24 protein-coding genes are annotated in these 20,548 nt (G+C 66.0%); 13 read left to right on the top strand and 11 right to left on the bottom strand.

The features are described from left to right. Window positions 1-134 precede the first annotated feature (134 nt). From P24_RS06695 to P24_RS06685, 3 genes are all read left to right on the top strand, one after another. Window positions 135-344, top strand: a complete 210-nt coding sequence (locus P24_RS06695) for a cold-shock protein (protein WP_008943939.1) — start codon at window positions 135-137, stop codon at window positions 342-344. A gap of 95 nt (window positions 345-439) precedes the next feature. Further along, window positions 440-631, top strand: a complete 192-nt coding sequence (locus P24_RS06690; protein WP_008943938.1) for a hypothetical protein — start codon at window positions 440-442, stop codon at window positions 629-631. Window positions 632-720: 89 nt separating this feature from the next. Further along, on the top strand, window positions 721-948 hold the full coding sequence (locus tag P24_RS06685; RefSeq protein ID WP_008943937.1) for a hypothetical protein: 228 nt from the start codon (window positions 721-723) through the stop codon (window positions 946-948). Here the strand turns inward: P24_RS06685 and P24_RS06680 are convergent. Continuing rightward, window positions 920-1,423 carry an ASCH domain-containing protein gene (locus P24_RS06680; RefSeq protein ID WP_008943936.1) on the bottom strand — a complete coding sequence of 168 codons (504 nt, stop codon included), beginning with the start codon at window positions 1,421-1,423 and terminating at the stop codon, window positions 920-922. The two genes, P24_RS06685 and P24_RS06680, sit on opposite strands and share 29 nt — an antisense overlap. Before the next feature lie 231 nt (window positions 1,424-1,654). Between P24_RS06680 and ffh the strand changes: the two genes are divergently transcribed. From ffh to P24_RS06635, 9 genes are all read left to right on the top strand, one after another. Then, window positions 1,655-3,112, top strand: a complete 1,458-nt coding sequence (ffh, locus tag P24_RS06675; protein ID WP_008943935.1) for a signal recognition particle protein — start codon at window positions 1,655-1,657, stop codon at window positions 3,110-3,112. A 53-nt stretch (window positions 3,113-3,165) separates the two neighbouring features. Continuing rightward, window positions 3,166-3,651, top strand: coding sequence for a 30S ribosomal protein S16 (gene rpsP, locus P24_RS06670; protein ID WP_008943934.1), 486 nt, complete (start codon window positions 3,166-3,168; stop codon window positions 3,649-3,651). 50 nt (window positions 3,652-3,701) lie between these two features. Then, window positions 3,702-4,307, top strand: a complete 606-nt coding sequence (rimM, locus tag P24_RS06665; protein ID WP_008943933.1) for a ribosome maturation factor RimM — start codon at window positions 3,702-3,704, stop codon at window positions 4,305-4,307. Next, window positions 4,304-5,026 carry a tRNA (guanosine(37)-N1)-methyltransferase TrmD gene (trmD, locus tag P24_RS06660; protein WP_008943932.1) on the top strand — a complete coding sequence of 241 codons (723 nt, stop codon included), beginning with the start codon at window positions 4,304-4,306 and terminating at the stop codon, window positions 5,024-5,026. Before rimM ends, trmD begins: the two co-directional genes overlap by 4 nt. 232 nt (window positions 5,027-5,258) lie before the next feature. Beyond that, entirely contained in the window at window positions 5,259-5,672 is a 414-nt protein-coding gene (gene rplS, locus P24_RS06655) for a 50S ribosomal protein L19 (protein ID WP_008943931.1), read from the top strand. A 203-nt stretch (window positions 5,673-5,875) separates the two neighbouring features. Next, window positions 5,876-7,297 (top strand): 3-isopropylmalate dehydratase large subunit, encoded by a 1,422-nt coding sequence (gene leuC / locus P24_RS06650; RefSeq protein ID WP_008943930.1) that lies wholly within the window; start codon window positions 5,876-5,878, stop codon window positions 7,295-7,297. 24 nt (window positions 7,298-7,321) lie between these two features. After that, window positions 7,322-7,933 carry a 3-isopropylmalate dehydratase small subunit gene (leuD, locus tag P24_RS06645; protein ID WP_008943929.1) on the top strand — a complete coding sequence of 204 codons (612 nt, stop codon included), beginning with the start codon at window positions 7,322-7,324 and terminating at the stop codon, window positions 7,931-7,933. Window positions 7,934-7,962: 29 nt separating this feature from the next. After that, a complete protein-coding gene (leuB, locus tag P24_RS06640; RefSeq protein WP_008943928.1) occupies window positions 7,963-9,078 on the top strand; it encodes a 3-isopropylmalate dehydrogenase in 1,116 nt (371 codons plus the stop codon). Between the two features lie 151 nt (window positions 9,079-9,229). Further along, a complete protein-coding gene (locus tag P24_RS06635) occupies window positions 9,230-9,601 on the top strand; it encodes a Nif11 family protein (protein ID WP_008943927.1) in 372 nt (123 codons plus the stop codon). A 1-nt stretch (window position 9,602) separates the two neighbouring features. On the opposite strand, the gene P24_RS06630 is transcribed toward P24_RS06635, so the two are convergent. From P24_RS06630 to ftsE, 5 genes are all read right to left on the bottom strand, one after another. Further along, window positions 9,603-11,912, bottom strand: a complete 2,310-nt coding sequence (locus tag P24_RS06630) for an adenosylcobalamin-dependent ribonucleoside-diphosphate reductase (protein ID WP_008943926.1) — start codon at window positions 11,910-11,912, stop codon at window positions 9,603-9,605. A 157-nt stretch (window positions 11,913-12,069) separates the two neighbouring features. Then, window positions 12,070-12,795 carry a lysophospholipid acyltransferase family protein gene (locus P24_RS06625; RefSeq protein ID WP_008943925.1) on the bottom strand — a complete coding sequence of 242 codons (726 nt, stop codon included), beginning with the start codon at window positions 12,793-12,795 and terminating at the stop codon, window positions 12,070-12,072. 10 nt (window positions 12,796-12,805) lie between these two features. Continuing rightward, a complete protein-coding gene (locus tag P24_RS06620) occupies window positions 12,806-13,381 on the bottom strand; it encodes a YdcF family protein (RefSeq protein ID WP_008943924.1) in 576 nt (191 codons plus the stop codon). 83 nt (window positions 13,382-13,464) lie between these two features. Beyond that, window positions 13,465-14,373, bottom strand: a complete 909-nt coding sequence (locus tag P24_RS06615) for a cell division protein FtsX (RefSeq protein ID WP_008943923.1) — start codon at window positions 14,371-14,373, stop codon at window positions 13,465-13,467. 7 nt (window positions 14,374-14,380) lie between these two features. After that, entirely contained in the window at window positions 14,381-15,058 is a 678-nt protein-coding gene (gene ftsE, locus P24_RS06610) for a cell division ATP-binding protein FtsE (protein ID WP_083859607.1), read from the bottom strand. A gap of 205 nt (window positions 15,059-15,263) precedes the next feature. On the opposite strand from ftsE, the gene P24_RS19115 reads away from it, so the two are divergent. Then, window positions 15,264-16,115 (top strand): DUF3426 domain-containing protein, encoded by an 852-nt coding sequence (locus P24_RS19115; RefSeq protein ID WP_008943921.1) that lies wholly within the window; start codon window positions 15,264-15,266, stop codon window positions 16,113-16,115. A gap of 40 nt (window positions 16,116-16,155) precedes the next feature. Here P24_RS19115 and P24_RS06600 read toward each other — a convergent pair whose 3' ends face one another. The 5 genes from P24_RS06600 to P24_RS06575 form a co-directional block, all read right to left on the bottom strand. After that, window positions 16,156-16,530 (bottom strand): DUF4168 domain-containing protein, encoded by a 375-nt coding sequence (locus tag P24_RS06600; protein WP_008943920.1) that lies wholly within the window; start codon window positions 16,528-16,530, stop codon window positions 16,156-16,158. A gap of 561 nt (window positions 16,531-17,091) precedes the next feature. Then, window positions 17,092-18,084 (bottom strand): anti-sigma factor family protein, encoded by a 993-nt coding sequence (locus tag P24_RS19110; RefSeq protein ID WP_008943918.1) that lies wholly within the window; start codon window positions 18,082-18,084, stop codon window positions 17,092-17,094. After that, window positions 18,084-18,623 (bottom strand): RNA polymerase sigma factor, encoded by a 540-nt coding sequence (locus P24_RS06585; RefSeq protein ID WP_237740170.1) that lies wholly within the window; start codon window positions 18,621-18,623, stop codon window positions 18,084-18,086. The genes P24_RS19110 and P24_RS06585 overlap by 1 nt, the downstream gene beginning before the upstream one ends. A 101-nt stretch (window positions 18,624-18,724) precedes the next feature. Next, window positions 18,725-20,011 (bottom strand): TRAP transporter large permease, encoded by a 1,287-nt coding sequence (locus tag P24_RS06580; RefSeq protein WP_008943916.1) that lies wholly within the window; start codon window positions 20,009-20,011, stop codon window positions 18,725-18,727. Beyond that, window positions 20,008-20,535: a TRAP transporter small permease gene (locus tag P24_RS06575; RefSeq protein ID WP_008943915.1), complete on the bottom strand. Its 528-nt coding sequence runs from the start codon at window positions 20,533-20,535 to the stop codon at window positions 20,008-20,010. Before P24_RS06575 ends, P24_RS06580 begins: the two co-directional genes overlap by 4 nt. Window positions 20,536-20,548 lie beyond the last annotated feature (13 nt).

The raw sequence follows: 20,548 nt of genomic DNA, 5'->3' as shown, positions 1-20,548 counted from the left end.
ATTGCTGTGACCATTCTGCTTCAGACTGCCGGCTCGTAACGCCCCTTCGGGTGTCCAGTTCGCGCTATCCCTGGACACAGAGTGCGACGCTCCGCCCATCCGGGTGGCGCGAACCGACAACGAAGGAGGCATCTATGCCGATCGGTACCGTCAAGTGGTTCAATAGCACCAAGGGTTATGGCTTCATCCAGCCGGAGAATGGCGGCCCGGACGTTTTCGTCCACATCTCCGCCGTCGAGCGCGCTGGCATGCGCAGCCTGAATGAAGGCCAGAAGATCTCCTACGAGGAACAGCGCGATCCGAAGCGCGGCAAGACCTCGGCCGAGAATCTGAAGGCCGTCTGACCCTCGCGTCAGAGCCTAAAGCGGAAGGGCGCCGGAGTACCGGCGCCCTTTTCATTTCAGGCCCCTTTCATTTCAGCCTGCCGGGAGACGCCCAGATGGCCTTCAAGCCGAACTATAATCAGCAACGCGCCGAACGAAACCGGGCCAAGGAGCAGAAGAAAAAGGAAAAGCTCCAGCGCAAGGAAGAGGAAGTCGCCAAGCGCAAGGGTCTGCTCGACGGCGAGCCCGCCGACAGCGATACCGATGACAGCGGCACATCCGATGCGCCGCCCGAAGTCCGTGACTGACGAAACCCGGGACTGACGAAACCCGCGACTGACGACATCGTCCGCCGCCCACCTTTCGTGCCCTTTTACCTTATCCCTTGGAGACCATCTTGGGCCGCCAGAAGAAACCCGCCGCACCCGCCAGCTTCGTGCTGTTCAATGTGATCTATGAGGATGGCAGCCTGTCCTCCAACCGCAAGGTGCCCGGCGAGCTGCTGGACGGCCTGGACGGCGATGCGCCCGCGCGCACCTTCATCATGGACCAGGACCGCAAGATCGCGGAAATGTCAGGCCAGCCACGCGGCCCGATCAAGAGCCTGAAGCGCGTGGGGAAATAGCCCCACCCTGACGGTCCGCCAGCTCCGGCGGCCAGACGATCTCGAACCGCTCACATACCACCTCGATCCGGTCATCGAAGGCAAAGCCCTCGCGCTCTGCCTGCCGGCCGAAATAGCGGCGATGCCCCTCGCGCCAATAGGCGAGGCTGCCATCGCCCTCGCCTTCTGCCGCGGCGAAATCCTCCCCCACCTCGATGAAGGGCAGGATGTCGATCCGCACGGTCCGCCAGATACAGGCGGGCACGCCCGCACCATCCAGCACCAGCACGTGATCGCCCGGCTTCGGCACCGCGCCCGGCGCATAGTCGCGCAACAGCGAGGCCGTGCCCCGCTTGCGCCCGGTACGCACCAGCGCCAGCAGCTCATCGGCAAGTTCTGGCGAATCCCCGAAGCTGACGACGTCATAGGCCTGATCCGGCACACCCGTCGCTGCCCGGTAGGCGGCCCAGAAGTCTTTTATATCGCTGTTCCCCATAAATCCCCCGACTGGCCTTCAGCCTAGAGGCCCCTCCGTGATTGACTCTGGCACCGGCTTCCCGTAGTTTCCGCCCCGTTCACGGCAAGTTGGCCGCTCATAGAAGCCCTCCACCCCTGTCCGGGGGGCACCGTCCGTCCGCGAGTTTCGCGCACGGGCGCATTTTCGTTTGGGCGAACATCTTTGCGGTGAGGATTGTTTAACCGACCCAACGGCAACGGGATAGAGCCCTTGTTCGACGGCCTGACCGGCAAGCTCGGCGATGTGTTCGAGCGACTGAAGCGGCGCGGCGCGCTCTCCGAGAGCGACGTCCAAGCCGTCATGCGCGAAGTGCGCGTGGCGCTGCTGGAGGCTGACGTCGCCCTGCCGGTGGTGAAGGAATTCATCACCAAGGCCGGCGAGAAGGCGGTCGGCCAGGAAGTGCTGCGCTCGGTCACGCCGGGCCAGATGGTGGTGAAGATCGTCCACGACCAGCTGGTCGAGATGCTGGGCGCGGAGCCGGAACCGGTCGATCTGAACGCCCCCGCCCCGGTGCCGATCCTGATGGTCGGCCTGCAGGGTTCGGGCAAGACCACCACCACCGGCAAGCTGGCGCGCCGCCTCACCCAGCGCGACAAGAAGAAGGTGCTGATGGCCTCGCTGGACGTGCACCGTCCGGCGGCGCAGGAACAGCTGCGCATCCTGGGCGAGCAGACCGGCGTTGCCACCCTGCCCATCGTGGCCGGCGAACAGCCGGTCTCCATCGCCAAGCGCGCCATGACCGTCGGCCGCCTGCAGGGCTATGACGTGGTGATGCTGGACACCGCCGGCCGGCTGCATGTCGATGAGGCGCTGATGGCCGAAGTGGCCTCGGTGCACGACCTCGTACAGCCGCATGAGGTGCTGCTGGTCGTCGATGCGATGACCGGCCAGGACGCGGTGAATGTCGCCAAGGCCTTCAAAGAGCGCGTCGGCGTCACCGGCATCGTGATGACCCGTGTCGATGGCGATGCGCGCGGCGGTGCCGCGCTGTCCATGCGCGCCGTCACCGGTTGCCCGATCAAGCTGCTGGGCGTCGGCGAGAAGATGGACGCGCTGGAGGATTTCCATCCGCAGCGCATCGCCGGCCGCATCCTCGGCATGGGCGACGTCGTCTCGCTGGTCGAGAAGGCTGCGGAGACCATCGAGAAGGACGAGGCCGAGCGGCTCGCCAAGAAGATGGCGAAGGGCGATTTCGACCTGGACGACATGGCAGCGCAGCTGCGCCAGCTGCGCAAGCTGGGCGGGCTCGGCGGCGTCATGGGCCTGCTGCCCGGCATCGGCAAGATGAAGAAGCAGCTGGCCGGCGCCAACATCGACGAGAAGCAGCTGGCCCATCAGGAGGCCATCATCTCCTCGATGACGAAGAAGGAACGCAAGGACATCAAGCTGCTGAACGCCTCGCGCCGCAAGCGCATCGCGGCCGGCAGCGGCACAACGGTGCAGGAAGTGAACCGGCTGCTGAAGCAGTATCAGGACATGAGCCGGGTCATGAAGCAGATGGGCAAGTCCGGCATGCTGAAAGGCATGATGGGCGGTCTGATGGGTGGCGGAGGCGGCACGCCGCCGCAACTCCCGCCCGGTGGCCTAGGGGGCCTGGGCGGCGGTGGCCTCCCCGGCCTGCCGAAGCTGCCCGGCGGCAAGCTGCCCCCCGGTTTCGGCCGGCGCTGAGATTTTAATCCGAGATCAACCAGAACACGCGTAACAGGTTAAGGAAGAAACTAATGGCACTGAAGATTCGTCTGGCCCGTGGCGGCGCGAAGCGGCGTCCGTTCTATCGCATCGTGGTGGCGCAAAGCACCGCCCCGCGCGATGGCGCCTTCATCGAGCGCATCGGCTCCTACAATCCGATGGTCGATCATGGCCACCCGGACCGGCTGAAGATCGACGCCGACCGCGCCAAGCACTGGATCTCGGTTGGCGCCGTGCCGACCGACCGCGTCGCGCGCTTCCTGGCCACTGTCGGCCTGGGCGAGACCCCGGCCCTGCCGGAGCAGACCAAGAAGAACCAGCCGCGCGCCAAGGCGCAGGAGCGCCTGAAGGAACAGGCTGCTCTGGCCGAGAAGGCCGCTGCGGAGAAGGCCGAGGCTGAGGCCGCCGCCGAGGCTGCTGCCGCGCCGGCTGAGGAAGCCCCTGCCGAGGCCCCCGCAGAAGCAGCTGCTGAAGCTCCGGCCGAGGAAGCGGCCGAAGCCGAGAAGCCCAGCGCCTAAGGCGCCGGGCCGATGGCAGCGCGCAGCTTAAGGACGGGAGCAGCCTGGTCATGGCGAGCCACCCAGAGCGCCAGCCGGCGCCGGCAGGTGCAGTTGACGATGGCGCCGCAGGACATCTCGTCCTGCTCGGAGTCGTCGTCGGCGCCCATGGTATCCGGGGCCAGCTCCGCGTCCGCAGCTTCACCGGCGAGCCTGCCGCGATCTTCGGATACGGCACGCTCACCGGAAAGCGGCGCGATAGTGACGCGGGACGCAGCCTGACGCTGAAGCCGGCCGGCCAGCCGAAAGGCAAAGTCGTGCTGGCATCAATGTCCGGTGTTGCCGACCGCAATGCCGCCGAGGCGCTGAAGGGCTTGCGGCTGTATGTCAGCCGCGATGCCCTGCCGGCGCTGGAGGAGGATGAGTTCTACCATGCCGATCTGATCGGTCTTGGGGTCGATCAGGTGGCGGGCGACCGGCTCGGCACGGTGAAGGCGGTCCATGATTTCGGCGCCGGCGACGTGCTGGAGGTGATCCGGGAGGAAGGCGGCAGCGTGTTCCTTCCCTTCACGCGGGCCGTTGTCCCGGTGGTGGATATTGCGGGCGGCCGGCTGGTTGCCGATCCGCCGGCTGAATTGCTGGAAAGCGGTTCGGCGGGCGAAGAGGATGCGGAATGAGCTGGCGGGCGACCGTGCTGACGCTGTTCCCGGAGATGTTTCCGGGGCCGCTCGGGGCGTCGCTACCGGGCAAGGCGCTGGAAAAGGGCGTCTGGCTAATGGAAACGCTGGACATTCGCGAGTTCGCGCGTAATAAACACCGCTCCGTCGATGATACCCCTTTCGGCGGCGGTGCCGGTATGGTGATGCGGCCCGATGTCGTGGATGCGGCGTTGGGGGCGGTCGCGGACCGACCGGGGCCGGTGATCTACCTGTCACCGCGCGGCCGCAAGCTGGATCAGCCGATGGCGCGCGATCTGGCGGACGGGCCGGGCGTGACTTTGTTGTGCGGCCGGTACGAAGGGGTGGATCAGCGGGTCATCGACTCGCGCCGGATCGTCGAGGTCAGCCTCGGCGACTTTGTCCTTTCCGGGGGCGAACCGGCGGCGATGGCGATGATAGATGCCTGTGTCAGGCTGCTGCCTGGGGCCATGGGGTCCGAGGAAAGCCTGGACGAAGAGAGTTTCGAGCGGGGATTGCTGGAATATCCCCACTATACGCGGCCGCAGGCCTGGATCGACCATGACGGGGTCGAGCGCGTGGTGCCGGAGGTGCTGACCTCGGGTCATCACGAAAAGGTGCGGCAGTGGCGCCGCGCGGAAGCGGAACGGATTACGGCCGAACGCAGGCCCGACCTCTGGTCGGCCTATGTCGCGGCTGGTGAGGAAGACGGGAACTAGAGTGCGATCGCTTTAAATGCGATCACTTGAGTGATCCATTTAAAGCGTGAATCGCCCTCTATGTTTTTGATTAGAGACGGATTCACGTTTCAGCTTGAATCAGATGTCTGATCCAAGCTGAAACGATCCGGCTCTAGGCGCCGCGAGGCGTTGGTTGAAGCGGTTTGCCGCAGGGCCCTGCGCGGCAGGGTTCACGGTTAGGCAGGCATTAGGTTAGGTAGGGATTAGGACAATGAACATCATCGAACAGCTCGAGCAGGAGCAGATCGCCAAGGTCACGGCCGATCACCAGGTGCCGGAATTCGTGCCGGGCGATACGCTGCGCGTGAATGTGAAGGTCGTCGAAGGCACGCGTGAGCGCGTCCAGGCTTTCGAGGGCGTGTGCATTGCCCGCAGCAATGCCGGGCTGAACTCCTCCTTCACCGTGCGGAAGATTTCCTACGGCGAGGGTGTGGAGCGTGTGTTCCCGCTGTATTCGCCGCGCCTGGCCTCGATCGAGGTGGTGCGCCGGGGCGATGTCCGCCGCGCCAAGCTGTATTACCTGCGTGGCCTGACCGGCAAGGCAGCCCGTATCCGCGAGAAGCAGACCGTCCGCACCGTCAAGGGTGCAGCCGGGGAAGCAGCGGCGGCGCCTGCCGGCGAGTAAGGCTTACAGCCAGTGAAAACGGGCCCCGAGGGGCCCGTTTTGCGCTCCGTCCGACCTCTCGCGACGGTGCATGGCTGACAAGAATGCATGCTGCTTGGTGCGCCCGCACCGGCGGGTCTAAGCTGAGCGGCCAAAAGCCGGGCTCCTGATCATCAGGCGCCCGGCGACAATAGTGACGACCGCCAGGAGTGAGGACCGCCTTCGTGACCGCAGCCACTTCCAAGCCCCGTACCCTTTTCGACAAGATCTGGCAGAACCACCTGGTAGACGTCCAGGAGGACGGCACCTGCCTGATCTATATCGACCGCCACCTCGTCCATGAGGTGACCAGCCCGCAGGCCTTCGAGGGGCTGCGCACGACCGGCCGCAAGGTCCGGCGGCCGAACCAGACGCTTGCCGTCGCCGACCATAACGTGCCGACCTCCGACCGCTCCAAGGGCATCAGCGACGAGGAAAGCCGCATCCAGGTCGAGACGCTGGAATCCAATGTGAAGGAATTCGGCGTTCCCTATTTCGCGATGGATGACGCCCGCCAGGGCATCGTGCACATCATCGGGCCGGAGCAGGGCTTCACCCTGCCGGGCACAACCATCGTGTGCGGCGACAGCCATACCGCGACGCATGGCGCCTTCGGCGCGCTGGCCTTCGGCATCGGCACCTCCGAGGTGGAGCATGTGCTGGCCACCCAGACGCTGGTGCAGGCGCCCGCCAAGAACATGCTGGTGCGGGTCGAGGGCGACCTGCCCTTCGGCGTCACCTCCAAGGATCTGATCCTGGCCATCATCGGCCGGATCGGCACTGCCGGCGGCACCGGCCATGTGATCGAGTATGCGGGCGAGGCGATCCGCAACCTGTCCATGGAAGCCCGCATGACGATCTGCAACATGTCGATCGAAGGCGGTGCGCGCGCCGGCCTGATCGCGCCGGACGAGGTCACCTTCGAGTATCTGAAGGGCCGTCCGCTGGCGCCCAAGGGTGCCGCCTGGGAGCAGGCCGTCGAATTCTGGAAGACCCTCCCCTCCGACGAGGGTGCGTCCTACGACAAGGAAATCGTCATCAAGGCTGCCGATCTGGTGCCAACCATCACCTGGGGCACCAGTCCGGAAGATGTGGTGCCGGTCACCGGCATCGTGCCCGATCCGGAGAAGGCGCCGAACCCCGGCAAGCGCGAGGCGATGCTGCGCGCGCTGGACTATATGGGCCTGAAGCCGGGCATGAAGATGACCGACGTGAAGGTGGATACCGTCTTCATCGGCTCCTGCACCAACGGCCGCATTGAGGATATCCGTGCGGTGGCCGAGGTCGCCAAGGGCCGCAAGGTGGCGGCCAATGTCCGCGCCATGGTGGTGCCGGGGTCCGGCCTGGTGAAGGAACAGGCGGAGGCCGAGGGGCTGGACGTTGTGCTGCGCGAGGCCGGTTTCGACTGGCGCGAGCCGGGCTGCTCCATGTGCCTTGCCATGAACGCCGACAAGCTGGTGCCGGGCGAGCGCTGCGCCTCCACCTCGAACCGCAATTTCGAGGGCCGGCAGGGCCGCGGCGGGCGCACCCATCTGATGAGCCCGGCGATGGCCGCAGCGGCAGCCGTCAACGGCCATATTGCCGACGTGCGCGAGCTGATGGGCTGAGCGGGACCAGCGGGAGGATAAGAGATGGACAAGTTCACGACGCTCACCGGGATCGCTGCACCGCTGCCGATGGTCAACATCGACACCGACATGATCATCCCGAAGCAGTATCTGAAGACGATCAAGCGCACCGGCCTCGGCCAGTTCCTGTTCGACGAGATGCGCCGCGACAGTAACGGCAAGGAGAACCCGGATTTCGTGCTGAACCGGGAGCCCTACACCAAGGCAGAAATCCTGGTGGCCGGCGACAATTTCGGCTGCGGCTCCTCGCGCGAGCACGCCCCCTGGGCGCTGCTGGATTTCGGCATCCGCGCCGTCATCGCCCCCAGCTTCGCCGACATCTTCTTCAACAACTGCTTCAAGAACGGCATCCTGCCGATCCGGCTGCCGCAGGAGATTGTCGATCAGCTGACCGAGGACGCGAAGCTGGGCGGCAATGCCCGCATCACCGTCGATCTGGAGAAGCAGGAGATCACCCGCCCGAATGGCGAGAAGATCGCCTTCGAGGTGGATGCCTTCCGCAAGCACTGCCTGCTGAATGGTCTGGACGATATCGGCCTGACCCTGCAGAAGGACCAGAAGATCGCCGGCTATGAGGAGAAGCTCGCCCTCTCCCAGCCGTGGATCGCCGCCTGATCGCCCCCGAAAGACGGAAAGAACAAGAAATGGCATCGAACAAGAAGCTGCTGGTCCTGCCGGGTGACGGCATCGGGCCGGAGGTGATGCGTCAGGTCCGCCGCGTGGTGGACTGGATGGACAAGCGCCGCCACGTTTCCTTCGACATTCAGGAAGGCCTGGTCGGCGGCGCCGCGCTGGACGCGCATGGCACCCCGCTGACCGACGAGACCATGGCCGACGCGCTGGCGGTGGACGCCGTGCTGTTCGGCTCGGTCGGCGGCCCGAAGTGGGACGACCTGCCGTTCGAGAAGAAGCCGGAGCGCGGCCTGCTGCGCCTGCGCAAGGAAATGGACCTGTTCGCCAATCTGCGACCGGCCATCGTGTTCCCGGCGCTGGCCGATGCCTCCACGCTGAAGCGCGAGCTGGTCGAGGGGCTGGACATCCTGATCCTGCGCGAGCTGACCGGCGGCGTCTATTTCGGCGAGCCGCGGGGCGTAGAAACCCTGCCGGACGGCACCAAGAAGGCCGTCGATACCCAGGTCTATACGACGCCGGAGATCGAGCGCGTGGCGCGCGTCGGCTTCGACCTCGCCCGCAAGCGCGGCGGCAAGGTGCATTCCGTCGAGAAGGCCAATGTCATGCACACCGGCGTGCTGTGGCGCGAGACGGTGACCAAGCTGCATGAGACCGAAGGCAAGGGCATCGAGCTGCACCACATGTATGCCGACAACTGCGCGATGCAGCTGGTGCGCAACCCGAAGCAGTTCGACGTAATCGTCACCGACAATCTGTTCGGCGACATCCTGTCCGACTGCGCGGCGATGCTGACCGGCTCGCTCGGCATGCTGCCCTCGGCCTCGCTCGGCCTTGAGGACCCGACCACCGGCCGCCGTATGGCGCTGTACGAGCCAGTGCATGGTTCCGCCCCGGACATCGCCGGCCAGGACATGGCGAACCCGCTGGCCGAGCTGCTGAGCTTCGCCATGCTGCTGCGCTATTCCTTCGACATGGGCGAGGACGCCGACATGATCGAGAAGGCCATCAACAACGTGCTGGATGCCGGCTTCCGTACCGCCGACATCTATGTGCCGGGCACCGCCAAGGTCTCGACCACGGTGATGGGCGACACGCTGCTGCGCGAGCTGGACAAGCTGTCGGCCTGATCCAACAACATCTTCTTTATGGAAAGGGCGGCCTTTGGGTCGCCCTTTTTCTTGGCCGGGACGAAATGCCTGTCCTTTCGGGACAGGCAGTCAGGCAGGCCCGCCGCAGGGACGCTACACATGCTCCTGTGTTCAATCGGGAGGATCAGAGATGTCCCTGGAAAATATCGGCGGTTTCATTCAGGCGTTGCAGCAGGATGCGGCCCTCAAGCAGCGTTTTCAGTCCACCGTCGCCACCCTGCCCCAGGATGCCGATCCGGCACCGCACATCGTGGCCTTCGCCAGGGACGAAGGGCATGCGCTGGAAACCAATGACCTGGCGGCGTTCGGCGATCTGCTCACCCGGGCGCGGAACGATCAGCTGACGGACGCAGAGCTGGACAAGGTCAATGGCGGCATCTTCGGCGCAGTGCTGAACGCGGGGTTCGGTGCCATGAGTTTGCCCGGCACGCTCTACGGCTCTCTGGTGAACACCCAGAATGGCCTCGACCCCTCGAAGCGTGAATTCTGGCTGGGCTTCTGAGTCACCCGCACTTGGAATAGCCGCAGGAGGTGCAGGTATCGCAGCCCTCCTGCCGGATCAGGCTGGGCTGGCCGCATTTCGGGCATTGCCGGAGGCGCTGGTCGGCGAGCCCCACCACCTTGCGTTCGGCGAGATGGCCCTGGCGCTTTTCTTCCGGCTGCGGGATGAAGCCGATATCGATCAGGTGGCGTTCGATCACATCGCCGATGGCGGCCAGCAGGGAGGGCACATAGCGCCCGCCCATCCATTGTCCGCCGCGCGGGTCGAACACGGCCTTCAGCTCTTCCACCACGAAGGAGACGTCGCCGCCGCGCCGGAACACCGCGCTGATCATGCGGGTCAGCGCCACGGTCCAGGCAAAATGCTCCATGTTCTTGGAGTTGATGAAAATCTCGAACGGCCGGCGGCGCCCATCCTGGATCACATCGTTCACGGTGATGTAGAGCGCGTGCTCGCTCTCCGGCCAGTTGATCTTGTAGGTCTTGCCCGGCAGCTCCTCCGGCCGGTTCAGCGGCTGCGTCATGTAGATGACGGCGCCGGCCTCGAACTGGTCTGCCGGCCTTGCCTCCGGCTTGTCCAGCGCCAGCTCCGGCTGCTGTGTGCCCTCCACCGTCTCCGGCTTCACCTGCAGCACGGCGCCTGTGATCTCGTTCGGCCGGTAGGTGGTGCAGCCCTTGCAGCCGGACTCATAGGCCATGCGATAGACATTCTTGAACTGCTCGAACGGCAGATCGACCGGGATGTTGATGGTCTTGGAAATCGAGCTGTCGATGTATTTCTGCACGGCGGCCTGCATCACCACATGGTCGCTGGGCGACAGCCGCTGGGCATCGACGAAGGCGTCGGTCAGCCGCGCGGTCTCCCCCTTCAGCCGGCGGTAGAGGCGCAGCGCATAGTCGGTGACCTGCTCCTCCCTGCGGCTGCCGTCGGGCATCAGCACGGTGCGGGTATATTCGAAGCTGAACACCGGCTCCAGGCCCGAGGACACATTATCCGCCAGGATGGAGATGGTGCCGGTCGGGGCGATGGAGGTCAGCAGCGCGTTGCGGATACCGTGCTGGGCGATAGCGTCCCGCACATCCGCATCCAGCTCCTGGATCGTCTCGCCTGCCAGATAGTGGTCCCGGTCGAACAGCGGAAACGGCCCCTTCTCCTTCGCCAGCTCGACCGAGGCGAGATAGGCCGCACGACGGATCGCCGCCATCCAGCGCTCGGTCAGCGCCACCGCATCGGCACTGCCATAGCGCGCGCCGCAGAAGATCAGCGCGTCGGCCAGCCCGGTGACGCCAAGCCCGATGCGCCGCTTTGCCTGCGCCTCATGCTGCTGCTGCGGCAGCGGGAAGCGCGACACGTCGGTGACATTGTCCATCATGCGCACGGCGGTCGCGACCAGCGCCTCCAGCCGGCCGATATCGATCGCGGCATCGCTCTCGAACGGACGCTCCACCAGCTTCGCCAGATTGATCGAGCCCAGCAGGCAGGCGCCATAGGGGGGCAGCGGCTGCTCGCCGCACGGGTTGGTGGCGGCAATGGTCTCGCAGTAATGCAGGTTGTTGCGGTTGTTCACCCGGTCGATGAAGATCACCCCCGGCTCGGCATAGGCGTAGGTTGCCCGCATGATCCGGTCCCACAGTTCGCGCGCCTCGACCGTGCGATAGATTGTGCCGCCGAACACCAGGTCCCAGGACCCGCCCTCCTGCACCGCCTGCATGAAGGCGTCGGTCACCAGCACCGACAGGTTGAACATGCGCAGGCGGCCCGCCTCCTGCTTGGCGGCGATGAAATCCTCGATGTCGGGATGGTCGCAGCGCATCGTCGCCATCATCGCGCCGCGGCGGTGGCCGGCGCTCATGATGGTGCGGCACATCGCATCCCACACATCCATGAAGGGCAGCGGGCCGGATGCATCCGCCCCCACCCCCTTCACCGGCGCGCCCTTGGGCCTGAGCGTCGAGAAATCATAGCCGATGCCACCACCCTGCTGCATGGTCAGCGCGGCTTCCTTCAGATGCTCGAAGATGCCGGCCATATCGTCCGGGACCGTGCCCATGACGAAGCAGTTGAACAGGGTGACGCTGCGGTCGGTGCCGGCCCCGGCCAGGATGCGGCCGGCGGGCAGGAACTTGAAATCCTCCAGCGCCTCGTAGAAGCGGCCTTCCCACAGCGCCTGGTCGCGCTCCGGCGCGGCAAGCGCCGTCGCCACACGGCGCCAGCTATCCTCCAGCGTGCGGTCCAGCGGCGCGCCATCGGCCCGCTTCAGCCGGTATTTCATGTCCCAGATCTGCTGCGAAATCGCCGCGATACCCGCCATGAAACGCTCCAACGCAATCGAACGGCCAGATAGTGTACCAGCTTGGCGGCGGCGGACAATAAATATGTTCTTGTTATGTTTCCACCGACCGTTGCCGGATAACCTCCTGCCAGGCCTTGCAGATCGGCCTTGTCCCCAGGATTCACAAGGACAAATCTCAGGCTTCTGGGGATAAGCCTTCCGCTGACAGGCGGTCCGTCGCCTGCTCGATGGCTCCCTCCAGCGCGGCCATGAAGCCGGGCCGGTCCATCCCCGGCGGGATCGCCGGCAGGAACTCCAGCCGGATGGTCCCGGGCTCCTTGCGGAAGGCACGCCGCCCCCAGAACAGGCCGGAATTCAGCGCCACCGGTACCACCGGCACGTCCAGCCCCTTGTACAGCGCCGCGATGCCCGGCTGGTAGGGCCGGTGCGTGCCGGGGGCGGTCCGCGTGCCCTGCGGGAAGATCACCGGCACCATGCCATGCGCGATAGCCCGCCGCGCATCCTCCAGCAGCGTGCGCAGTGCCTTTGCGCCAGCCTTGCGATCCACCGCGATATGGCCGGCGCGCTGCGCGTACCAGCCATAGAGCGGGATCGCCAGCAATTCCTTCTTCAGCACATAGGCCGGGCGGTCCAGCAGCAGGAAAAAGATGATCGTGTCCCAGGCCGACTGGTGCTTCGAGGCAATGACGAAGGGACCGTCGGGCAGGTTCTCCCGGCCGATGACTGTGTAGCCGGTGCCGGCCAGCAGCCGCAGCAGCCCGATCACGCCCCGCGCCCAGAAGCGCTGCGCGGCGATGATCCAGCCCGACGGCGCTGCCAGCAGCGGGACCCCGCCGATGCACAGGATCGCGGTCCAGCCGAAGAACGCCATATTGAACAGCAACGAACGCAACGCACTCATTTCCGGGCGTCTATCCTTTGATGAGGCCGGCCAGGGACAGGCGCAGATGCGCCATCAGGAACTTGTTGTACTCCGAGAAGATCAGCGCGGCACTGCCCGGCCAGCGCCACCATTCCGCAAGGTGGAAATCCTCCGGAAACACCGGATGTGGGACGATCTCGATCTCCGGCATGGCGTCGCGGAATTCCAGCAGGCTGCGGCGCAGATGATAGTTCGCCGTCACCAGCCGCAGCGAGCGGTAGCCGCGCTCGCGCAGCCATTCCGCCGTTTCCGAGGCGTTGCCGACCGTATTATTGGCCGCATAGTCGATATCGATGCGCGCATTCATCGACTCGGTCCATTCCGGCAGCAGCCGCAGCAGCGCCTCCCGCGTCACATCCGGATGGACGCCGGACACCAGAAGCCGGTCCGCCAGCCCGGCCCGCAGCAGGCGCAGGCCCACCTCCAGCCTAAGGCTGCCGCCGGTGAGCACGACGATAGCGTCGGTCCGCTGGTCCGGATTCCCGACTTCGCGCGGGATCGACGCGGCATAGCTGAAGAACCCGCCCGCCCAGACAGCAAGGGCCAGCGCAAGGGCCGGCAGCAACAGCCGCCAGCGCCTTGGCCCTGGATGCCTGGACGAACCGGATCGGCGAAAGATGCGGCGGCGCGCGGTCATCGGCGGCAGTCCTATACCAGCCGGGAAAGCGCACGCATCACGGCCAGCCGTGTCGCCAGCACCGCCAGCAGGACGGCGCCCACCGGCACGGCGGCCAGCGCCGCCCAGTCCAGCGGCCGCAGGATGCGCCAGAGATCGGCTGGCAGGAACCCCTCCGCCGACAGCCCCTCGGCACCCCCATTGGCCAGAAGGGCAATGCCCGCCAGCAGTGCCAGGGCGAACAGCGCCCCCAGAATGCTGCCGCGCAGGCTGAGAGTCAGCGCATGGCGGGCGAACTGCTTGGCGATGTAGCTGTCACGTGCACCGACCAGATGCAGCACGTCGATCACCTCGCGGTGGATGGCAAGGCCGGTGCGGACCGCGAACACCACCGCCAGCACCGCTGTCAGCGCGACCAGCAGCACCGCCGTCGCGGCTACCAGCTCCACCGACCGCGCGACCCGCACCAGATCGCCCAGCCAGCGGCCGTGATCATCCAGCACGATTCCGGGCGCGATGCCGGCCAGCCTGGTTTCCAGCGCCGCGAAATCCAGCCGCGCGCCGGGCCGCAACGCCACGTCGATCAGGCGCGGCAAGGGCAGCTCGTCGATGATCTGGCCACTGCCGAGCCAGGGCTCCAGCAGGGCACGGCTCTGTTCGACCGACAGCGGATCGGCGCGCCCGATGCCCGGCGTATCGCGCAGTACCTGCAGCACCTCGGCCAGCTGGGCCTGCGGGTCCGTCTCATCGAACGGCGGCGGCACCTGCACGGTCAGCGTCCCGGCCAGAGCGGAGCGCCAGCGCTGCGTCACATCCTGCGCCAGCAGCAGGCCGGCAACCGACAGCGTCGCCAGGAACACCATCACGCCGATGATCCAGGGCAGGAAGCGGCTGGTTGCATCGCCGCGGAGCGGCAGGTCGGAATGGCGCCGGAAAATCATCTGGACCTCAGGCAACCGCGCTGTCGATGCCCGGCCGGGACAGATGCCCGTCGCGCAGATCGAGACGGGGATAGCTGAACCGGTCCACCAGCATGTTGTTGTGGGTGGCGATCAGCACGGTGGTTCCCATCCGGTTCAGCTCCTCAAACAGGAACAGCAGCCGCATGGCGATCTGGTCATCGACATTGCCGGTCGGCTCGTCGGCCAGCAGCAGCTTCGGCCGGCCGATCACCGCGCGCGCGATGGCGACGCGCTGCTGCTGCCCGCCCGACAGGGTGGCCGGCAGCGCATTCATATGATCGCCAAGCCCGACCCAGTCCAGCAGTTCAGGCACATGACGGCGGATCAGGCTTTCCTTCGCCCCGGCAATGCGCAGCGGCAGCGCCACATTGTCCAGCGCGGTCAGATGGCCGAGCAGCCGGAAATCCTGGAACACCACGCCGATGCGGCGGCGCAGGTCAGGCTGTTCCCGGCGCGGAATCCCCGCAACATCGCGGTCGAACAGCCGGATACGCCCGGAGGAAGGCTTCAGCGCCAGATAGATCAGCTTCAGCAGGGTGGATTTGCCGGCGCCGCTCGGCCCGGTCAGGAAATGGAAGGAGCCAGGCGGCAGCGTGAAGCCGATATTCTCCAGCACGGCTGGCCCGTCGCGAAACCGCATCCCGACATTTTCGAAACGAACCACGGAAGCCGCCACCTTTCCTGATACTCGCCTACCCGCAGGACATAACACCCCTAAGGGAAAGACCGCGGGCAAGATGGCACAGCCGGCGGCCCAGCGTCCAGCCGCCCGCCGCGGGAAGTCCGCCGAGAAAAGTCCGACAGTCCCCCTGCCCTAAGAGCCTCGCTTGCCACCGGTGCGACGGGCAGGCTAAAAGCTAGACCATGACATGGTGGTCCGCACAATGATCCTCTCCTGTCCCGAATGCTCCGCGCGCTACGCAATCAGCGATGCGCAGCTGGGGCCGGCTGGCCGCAAGGTCCGCTGCAACGATTGCGGCCATGTCTGGTTTCAGGAGCCTGTCGCGGAGACCAGCCGCCCCTCCGCAACGAAAAGCGCTGCCAAACCCCCGAAGCAAGCCGCTGCGCCGCCGCCGGAACCGGAGGTCGAGGCGCCGCCACACCCCTTCGACCAGTATCAGGACGATGACGCCGGGACGGCGGACACGCCAGAGGAAGAGAACGCCGGCTGGCCCGACGATCCGGCGCAGGAGCCCGCTGCCGCCCCATTTCCGGATGAAGAGGAGGAACGGCCGCGCATCCCCCGCCTGCCGCGCATGCCGGTCGAGCAGAAAAAGTCCGGCAGTGGCCGTGGCGCCTGGATCCTGCTGTTCCTGCTGGTGATCGGCCTTGCCGCCGGCATCTTCTTTGGCCGCGCGCATATCGTCGCCGCCTGGCCGCCCGCCGCCCTGCTGTACGAGAAGATCGGCTACCCCGCCCCGGTACCGGGGGAAGGGCTGCTGATCCGCAACATCCGCGTCGAACGGCTGATGGAAGGCACCACGATGATCCTGGTGGTGCAGGGCGAGGTCGTGAACCTGACCGACGAGCCGGCGACCGTGCCGCCGATGAAGGCCCATCTGCGCGACCTGCAGCGCAAGGATTTGCAGGATTGGGAGTTCGAGGCCAATCGCCTGGACCTGTCGCCCGGCGAGGTTGCCGCCTTCCGCACCGAATTCGTGAACCCGGCTGGCGAGGCCGCCGACATCGTCGTGACCTTCAGCGCCCAGCCCAGGGACTGATTAATTCCAGCCCTGGGCCCCATGGGCTACTACGGCCTGGTTAGCGCTTCTTCTCGATCAGCTGGGCGATCTTCTGGTTGAGGCTAGGATCGCGCTGCGCGGCGGCCGTGATCGAATTATATTCCTCGACCGACAGTCCCTGATTCTGCACCGCCTCGATCATCTCGGTGCGGGCCTCGCGCTGCGCCTCCATGGCTTTTTCCTGGCTGTCGGCGCCGCGAATCTCCGGCTCCCAGCGGACGCGGATATCGTAGATCTTCACCGCCGCCTCGGCATAGGAATCGAGCTGGGTTTCATCGATCTTCGGCGCCTGCTGCTGTTGCTGCGCGGGCGCCTGGGTCTGCGCCATGGCGGCCATAGGCGCAACGGCGAGCAGAAGCGCCGGCACAAGTGCTGTCATGAAATGTCGTGTCATCGGGAAATCTCCTGAATTATTGAATCCTTCGGCGTGGAATCGACCGCCTGGAATCATCGGATGACGGGCCCCCTGGCCCCGTCATCCGGAAACGATGGCGTGGCAGGGCGTCAACCGCCGCCAGAAGTGCCCCCGGTGCTTCCGCCAGCACCACCGCCCGAACCACCACTAGGCGGCGTCAGGCCCTGCTGACCCTGGTCCTGCTGGGGCTGGCCCTGCTGCGGCGCGCCACCATCGTCACAGGCTGCCGCGCCAAGCAGAAGAAAGGCCGCGAAGGCAGGGGCAACCACTTGTTTCCATTGGAACGTCATTGTCTCCTCCTTGTCTGTTCGGAACGCTAAGCTCAGGCCCTGCGGGCTTTGGCGCCCGAAGCCGAACGGCATTCCCGAAAACACAGACGCCCCATCCCGCTGGATATTCCAAAAAAAAGAGCCCCGCCATCAGGCGGGGCTTCAAGGTCAACAGGAACCATCAGGGAGGCTCACAAGAAGGCGTTACGGAATTCGCCTTCGGCTTCATGGACGATGGCAGGCCATCGATATTCCATCGTTCGGCAAACTCTTATGCCGCGCCCGCCTCTCGTGCGCGGGGGGCCTGTCCATCCGCGCCATCCGGACGGTTCGCCGGGTTGGGGGCGATGGCGGGGGCTGCCGGAATGGAGGGCGGCTGCAGCGCCTCGGGCGGGGTCGCCGGACGCAGGCCCGTGGCCGGGCCAGGCACAGCCTTGGGCGCAATCGGCGCGCGAAAGGCGGCTGCGGTGGCATCGTCGAGCGTCGTGGCAATCGCCATCATCGCGTCACGGCCAATGGTGCCGACAAGGTTGTAGGCAAACCCGCCCTTGCGCCAGGAGAGCACGGCGCGCCCATCCGGATAGATCGCCCGCAGCGGCGCCTCGCCGCCATCCGTCGCACCGACATAGAGGCTGACCCACCTTCCGTCCGGCCGCTCATAGGTGAGATGGGTCACCGCCGACGCTGCCTTGCCGAGCTGCCGCTCGCCGGAGAGCCGCAGGCCAAGGCCGGAGAAATCGGGCGGCTGGAAGCCGGCGGGGGCAACCAGCGCTGCCCCGCCCGCCGGCATGATTCCAGCGGCGGTCTTTTCCGCCACCTTTTCAGCCATCGGCGCTTGTTGCAGCGAGGAGGCGACCGGCGCCACCGGCGCGTGACCACGATATTCGGCCAGGCCGAACCCGCCGACGAACGCGACCAGCGCCACGGATGCCGCAAGGGCCATCGGACGCCAATTGCTGAAGCGCCGTTCCGGCCTGATGGCCTGAGGAGGCACAGCCTGAGCAGGTTCGGCCTTCCGCAGTTCCGATTCCAGGCCGGCGATGACCGGGTCCAGCGGGTCGGCCAGATGACGATCAAAAAGATCGTGTAGCGCGCGGGTCTGCGCGCGATAGGCTTCCACCTTCGCCGCCATCTCCGGGTCGCGCTCAAGGCGTGCCTCGACGGCATCTCGCTGCGCCTCGGCCAGGCTGCCATCGACATAGGCCAGCAGCATCGCCTCGGTGATCAGCGGCGTCGTATTGCTTGCGGTGTCCTTGTTCTTCATCACGTCATCCTGCGCAGATTGGTGACCGCACTTTCCTCCATCAGGGCACGCAGCGCCTTGCGAGCGCGGCTGAGGCGCGACATGACGGTGCCCGGCGGGATGCTCAGTATCTCCGCCACCTCCTGATAGCTGGCGCCTTCCAGCGCCACCAGCAACAACACCGCACGCTGCTGCTCCGGCAGCGCGTCGATGGCCAGGGCCAGCTCCGCATGGCGCAGCCGGGAGGGCTGCTCCGCCGGTCGTGACAGCCGGTGTTCCACAGCCTCCAGCGGCAGTGCCGTACCGCGCCGGGTGCGCCGCGCCAGCAGATCGACGCGCAGATTGTGCAGGATGCTGAACAGGTAGGTTCGTGCATTCCGCACTTCCGCGCCCTCCTTGATCCGGGCCAGGGCCCGCACGAGGCTTTCCTGCACCAGATCATCGGCCTCGGACGCATCGCCGGTCAGGGCAATGGCATAACGCCTGAGGCTGCGGACATGTTCCGCAAGCTCCGGCCCGCCAACGCCCTTTTTCCGGGCATTCTCCATCCAGCCTTTCATGCCGTAAGGCTGGGCGGCAACTAAGCCCGGAGGACGGCGCAAATCTGCCGAAAAAGTGGCAATCACCCGTATGGACGCAGAACCCGCCGGAATATTCCCGATTACCGCCCCAGCGCCATGGTGGAGGGCAGCCACAGCGCCAGTTCCGGGAAGAACAGCACCAGGAACAGCGTCGCCAGCATGATCGCGACATAGGGCAGCACGCCGCGCACGATGGGGCCCATGGCCCCGCCGGTGATGCCTTTGATGACGAACAGGTTCATGCCCACGGGCGGGGTGATCAGCGCCAGTTCCAGATTGATCGTCAGCAGCACGCCGTACCAGACCGGATTGATCTCCAGCAGCAGCATCACCGGCAGCACGATGGGCGTGGTGATGAGGATGATGGAGATGGTCTCCAGGAACATGCCCAGCAGGAAGATCAGCGCCATCACCGCCAGCATGAAGGTGATCGGCCCGATGCCCAGCGCCGTGGTGATCTCCACCAGCTGGCGCGGCAGCCCCAGGACGGAGATGACATGGCCGAACATGGCGGCCGCCGCCAGGATCATGAACAGCATGCCGGTGGTGCCAACCGAATCGCGTGCCGCGTCGTACAGGTCGGCAAGGCTGAGCCTCCCATAGGCGAAGCGCGCGATCAGGATCGCAGCGATGGCGCCGACGGCGGCCGCCTCGGTCGCGGTGAACACGCCGGCATACATGCCGCCCAGCACGATGGGGGGCAGCAGCAGCGCCCAGAAGCCGCGTTTCAGGCTCGGCCAGACCTCGGACCAGCTGGCGCGCGGCGGACGCTCGGTCTGCCGGGTCAGCAGGCTGTGCAGCACGCAATAGAGCGAGAACAGCAGCGCCATCAGTGCGCCGGGAATGATGCCGGCGACGAACAGCGCGCCGATGGAGGTATCAGAGACGACGCCATAGAGCACCATCGGCCCCGATGGCGGGATCAGGATGCCCAGCGTGCCGCCGGCGGCCAGCACGCCATAGGCAGCATGCGGCTTGTAGCCATAGCGCAGCATCTGCGGGATCGCCGCCGTGCCGATGGTCAGCGCGGTGGCGACGGAGGAACCGCTGATCGCGGCGAAGATGGTGCAGGCCATGACGGTGGCGACACCCAGACCGCCCGGCCAATGCCGCACCAGCGTATGCGCCAGCGCATAGAGATCGTCCACCACGCGGGCCTTGATCATCACATGCGCCATGAAGGCGAACAGCGGGATCGCCACCAGCAGATAATTCGACAGCTTGGCGAACACCTCGTCCGCCAGACCGGCTACCCGGCCCTCGACAGCCAGCAACAGGCCGATGGACGCCAGCGACATGCCGGCAAACAGGGGAATGCCGGTCAGCAGCACTGCCAGCAGGCCGATCAGAATCCAGGCCAGCGTCATGATTTATGCCCACCCGTCTCGCGGGGAGCCTCAAGTCCCGTCAGCAAGCGCAGCAGCCGGTTCAGCGCGGCCAGGCCCAGCAGTGCGAAGCCCAGCGGCAGGGTGGCCTGCGGCAGCCACATCGGCATCGCCAGATAGCCAGTAGAACGGATGCCCATATCGGCGGAAAAGGCCGTCATGTCCCAGCCGGAGACGATCAGCACGCCGGCCACCACGATCACCGACACCATGCCCGCGACATCCACCCAGTAGCGGACGCGTGCACCCAGCCGCTCCACCAGAAGGTCGATGGAAATATGCTCACCCCGGCGCAGCACCTCGGCAATCGCCAGCATGACGACCAGCACGATGAGATAGCTGGCCAGCTCGTCGCTCCAGACCTGCGGCTGGTTGAACAGGTAGCGCATGGCGACGCCATAACCGACGATGCCGGTGATCGCCAGCATCAGCAGCGCCGCCAGCGCGGTGGCCAGCGCGGACAGCACGCCGACCACGCGCTCCAGCAGGACAAGGATGGATTTCATTAAGAAAAACCTC

The sequence above is a fragment of the Oceanibaculum indicum P24 genome (assembly GCF_000299935.1).
GTDB classification, from domain to species: domain Bacteria; phylum Pseudomonadota; class Alphaproteobacteria; order Oceanibaculales; family Oceanibaculaceae; genus Oceanibaculum; species Oceanibaculum indicum.
This window is presented reverse-complemented; position numbering and strand designations above follow the sequence as displayed.

Bases quoted from the DNA above. Each gene is read 5' to 3' on its own strand.
- P24_RS06695 (WP_008943939.1), top strand. From the start codon at position 135: ATGCCGATCGGTACCGTCAAGTGGTTCAATAGCACCAAGGGTTATGGC.
- P24_RS06690 (WP_008943938.1), top strand. From the start codon at position 440: ATGGCCTTCAAGCCGAACTATAATCAGCAACGCGCCGAACGAAACCGG.
- P24_RS06680 (WP_008943936.1), bottom strand. From the start codon at position 1,423: ATGGGGAACAGCGATATAAAAGACTTCTGGGCCGCCTACCGGGCAGCG.
- rpsP (WP_008943934.1), top strand. From the start codon at position 3,166: ATGGCACTGAAGATTCGTCTGGCCCGTGGCGGCGCGAAGCGGCGTCCG.
- rimM (WP_008943933.1), top strand. From the start codon at position 3,702: ATGGCGAGCCACCCAGAGCGCCAGCCGGCGCCGGCAGGTGCAGTTGAC.
- trmD (WP_008943932.1), top strand. From the start codon at position 4,304: ATGAGCTGGCGGGCGACCGTGCTGACGCTGTTCCCGGAGATGTTTCCG.
- rplS (WP_008943931.1), top strand. From the start codon at position 5,259: ATGAACATCATCGAACAGCTCGAGCAGGAGCAGATCGCCAAGGTCACG.
- leuD (WP_008943929.1), top strand. From the start codon at position 7,322: ATGGACAAGTTCACGACGCTCACCGGGATCGCTGCACCGCTGCCGATG.
- leuB (WP_008943928.1), top strand. From the start codon at position 7,963: ATGGCATCGAACAAGAAGCTGCTGGTCCTGCCGGGTGACGGCATCGGG.
- P24_RS06635 (WP_008943927.1), top strand. From the start codon at position 9,230: ATGTCCCTGGAAAATATCGGCGGTTTCATTCAGGCGTTGCAGCAGGAT.
- P24_RS06630 (WP_008943926.1), bottom strand. From the start codon at position 11,912: ATGGCGGGTATCGCGGCGATTTCGCAGCAGATCTGGGACATGAAATAC.
- P24_RS06625 (WP_008943925.1), bottom strand. From the start codon at position 12,795: ATGAGTGCGTTGCGTTCGTTGCTGTTCAATATGGCGTTCTTCGGCTGG.
- P24_RS06615 (WP_008943923.1), bottom strand. From the start codon at position 14,373: ATGATTTTCCGGCGCCATTCCGACCTGCCGCTCCGCGGCGATGCAACC.
- P24_RS19115 (WP_008943921.1), top strand. From the start codon at position 15,264: ATGGTGGTCCGCACAATGATCCTCTCCTGTCCCGAATGCTCCGCGCGC.
- P24_RS06600 (WP_008943920.1), bottom strand. From the start codon at position 16,530: ATGACACGACATTTCATGACAGCACTTGTGCCGGCGCTTCTGCTCGCC.
- P24_RS19110 (WP_008943918.1), bottom strand. From the start codon at position 18,084: ATGAAGAACAAGGACACCGCAAGCAATACGACGCCGCTGATCACCGAG.
- P24_RS06585 (WP_237740170.1), bottom strand. From the start codon at position 18,623: ATGAAAGGCTGGATGGAGAATGCCCGGAAAAAGGGCGTTGGCGGGCCG.
- P24_RS06580 (WP_008943916.1), bottom strand. From the start codon at position 20,011: ATGACGCTGGCCTGGATTCTGATCGGCCTGCTGGCAGTGCTGCTGACC.
- P24_RS06575 (WP_008943915.1), bottom strand. From the start codon at position 20,535: ATGAAATCCATCCTTGTCCTGCTGGAGCGCGTGGTCGGCGTGCTGTCC.